Here is a 2,786-nt window from a genome sequence, read left to right as displayed (position 1 = left end):
CTCTTGGGAGCTGCAAGGGGACGACGGGCACAGGCGGGCATGGGGACTCGCTTGCAGCGCGCAACGGCGCAAGGCGGTATGCTGGAGGCCCCCAGCGGCGCTTTCCCGGTGTCCCTGGCCTGAGCGGGCCTGGCCGTCGTCCTCGGCCGGGCCCGTCGTCTTTCATCTGCCCTGGCCTCGGCAGGGTGTCCATTCTCCAACAGCGCGGCGGCTCAGCCCTGGGGCTTCCGGAAGTAGCTGGCGGAGGTGGCGAGCGCCGCCAGTGCCTTGCGCCCGGCGCCGCCCTCCTTCGGGGGCTTCGGTGGGCGCCCTCGGCCGCGCCTGGCAGGCCGTCCGGAGGGGGCGTCCGTTGGTGCCGGCAGTGGGGGCGGAGGCGGCGCGAGGGCGTCTTGCGCGCGCACTGCGGCGGCGAGTGGATCCTCCCCCCATGACAGCTCCACCAGGACGGAGGGCTCCCCCTTCGCCTGGGCATACACCCACCGGACCAGCGGCGAGCCATCGTCCAAGCGCAGCTGCGTCGCCACCTCGTCGCGGATGGACTTCAGCGCGGCCGGCAGGTTGTCCCCGGTGTCGAGTTGGCGGGGCGCCACGCGCGTGAGGCGCACCACCAGGAGGGCGGGACCGCTCCAGCCGGGCCAGAGCAGGTGTGTCGCATCGCGCTGCCCCTTCGAGCGCTCATGCTTCTTCAGGTGGTGCTCGCGCCGGTTGGTGATGTTCACCGTCGTCACCGGCACCGTGAAGCAAATGCAGCCCATCCCCTGTCCTCCGGCTCATCGCGTCGCGGCGCGGGCGAATGCCCAGGTCGGCCACCAGCTCATCCACGCGCGCGCACCACTCCGCGATGAGAAGGGACGTCCGGCGGAGCAGCTCGCCCACGTCCGCGCGGAACTCCCCGGCGAGCTCTTCGTCTTCGGACTCGCGGGCGTACAGCGACTGCTCCCCGCGGAGGCGGCGCCGCTCCTCCGCCCGCCACGTGGTGTTGTACGCGCGGATGCACTCCTTCCGTCCGCACGTCACCGCTCGCGTCGTCGACAGGGGGCGCGGGCAGAAGAGGCAGTAGCCGGCCCGCCTCTCACGACGCAGGGCCGTGACGAAGTCGGGCACGACGTAGGCCTTCCCATGTCCCTCCCGCCGCCTCCTGGCGAGGCGCCACGCCCTGCGCCTCTTGCAGGTCGGCGAGCAGAACGCGCCTGCGCCAGTGGGGAGCAGCTGGCTGCAGCGCTCGTTCAAGCACCGACGCGGGCCGTCCTCCTCAAGCGGGCAGCTCATCGCTCACCGCCGGGCGCCACGAAGCGCACGTCCTTCACCCCGTCCGAGAGCCCGGCCAGCTCCGCCTTGACGAGGTGGCCGTACTCCTCGTCGAACCACTTCGCGCCCACCCGGTCCGGTGCCTCCAGCAGCAGCATCGTGCCGTCGAGGGCGGGGCGGAGGCGGGCAAGTTGCTTCGCCGCGTACGGCTTCCCGGCGGCGTCCACGCGCTTGAGCAGCGCCCCCCACGCATGGCCCGCCTGGGTGTCCGGCAGCGCGGGGCCAGGCGCCACCGCGGGCGCGGCCGGCGCGTCCTGCCCCGGCACGTGCCGCTGCCAGACGTCGGCCACGATGAAGGCCACGGCGGGGCACACGGGCTTCCGTCCCCGGGCCCAGTCGTCCTGCAGGTAGGCCTGCCACGCCGCGCGCAGGCGCCCCTCGTCGCCGCCTACCGCCGCCAGTGCCTGGCGGTACCACTCCTCCCAGCCGGGTGGCGGGGGCTGCGGCATGGCATTCGGGTAGACGGAGAGGCGTTCCTCCTGCGTCCACGCGAAGAAGGCCACGTGCGCGGCCACGCCCACGTCGGCCGCCGCCAGAGGGACGCGTGCCTCACGAGCGGGACGCGCCGGCGGGGGCGGGGCAACCGGGGCCACGTGGAGCGGGACGGACGGAGCGGCCGTCGCCTCCAGCTTGGGGGAGACGTCGATGCGGAGCAGACGGACGCCAGCGTGGCCGAGCATGCGCAGCACCTGCCGCACCAGCTCGAGGACGCCGTCCACGTGAAGCCATGCCTCGGCGGCGAAATCCACGCACTCCACCACCAGGTGCCCGTCCTCCAGCGCCACCGGGCGCACGTTCCGGGTGAGCTGCTCGACGAGCCCGGCCTTGCCGTCCGTCGCGAGCGTCTCCCCCACCTGCCGCCACGCGCGGGCGACGGGCGTCTCCTCGATGACGGGCGCCGCCTCGGGCGCGGGCGGCAGCGGGTCCACGCTCCACGCGCCGGAGAGCAGCAGCTCGGCGGGCTCGTACCCGGCATTCGTGCGGCCCCGCAGCATGTAGACGAGGGACGCGCGCTGGCGGCTGAGCAGCTCCCCGCGGCATACGGGGGAGCACGGGACGAGCGCGAACACCCTGCGCCACTCGTCCAGCGGCCGGCGCTCCAGCGCCGCGAGGGCATCCGCGAGCAGCTGCCGGGACGTCCGTTCCCCCCAGGCCGTGAAGCCATGGGGCGCCACGAGCTCGTCCCACGCCGAGCGCAGCGCCTGCACCGGCGCCGGCAGGGTGTCCGGCTTGCGGTGCTCGCGCAGGCCGCCAGCCAGGGTGTCACGCAGCGCGAGCGTGACGGGCAGCGTGACGGCACCCGCCGGGGCCCTTCCTTCCCAGGCAGAGGGAGAGGGAGAGGGAGAAGAAGACGGCGCCCCCAGTGTCACGCTGTTTTCCAGCGTGACAGCGTGACAGTCACGCTGCCGGGTTCGCTTGTTCCTCTGCCGCTGAGCGGCGAGTTCTCTTCTCCGCTGTTCCCTCCCCCCTTCCCCCTC

Annotated in this window: 3 protein-coding genes; all 3 read right to left on the bottom strand. The window is 73.7% G+C overall.

Annotation, left to right across the window (positions count from 1 at the left end; all coding sequences use genetic code 11):
- Positions 1 to 212: 212 nt before the first annotated feature.
- Positions 213 to 755 (bottom strand): hypothetical protein, encoded by a 543-nt coding sequence (locus D7V97_RS41965; protein WP_147445228.1) that lies wholly within the window; start codon positions 753 to 755, stop codon positions 213 to 215.
- Complete coding sequence (locus D7V97_RS41960; protein WP_147445227.1) at positions 676 to 1,104, bottom strand: hypothetical protein; 429 nt, start codon at positions 1,102 to 1,104, stop codon at positions 676 to 678. The genes D7V97_RS41965 and D7V97_RS41960 overlap by 80 nt, the downstream gene beginning before the upstream one ends.
- Before the next feature lie 161 nt (positions 1,105 to 1,265).
- Positions 1,266 to 2,678, bottom strand: coding sequence for a hypothetical protein (locus D7V97_RS41955; protein WP_120616123.1), 1,413 nt, complete (start codon positions 2,676 to 2,678; stop codon positions 1,266 to 1,268).
- Positions 2,679 to 2,786 lie beyond the last annotated feature (108 nt).

Origin of the sequence: Corallococcus sp. CA053C, assembly GCF_003611675.1 — a bacterium.
Taxonomy (GTDB): domain Bacteria; phylum Myxococcota; class Myxococcia; order Myxococcales; family Myxococcaceae; genus Corallococcus.
This window is presented reverse-complemented; position numbering and strand designations above follow the sequence as displayed.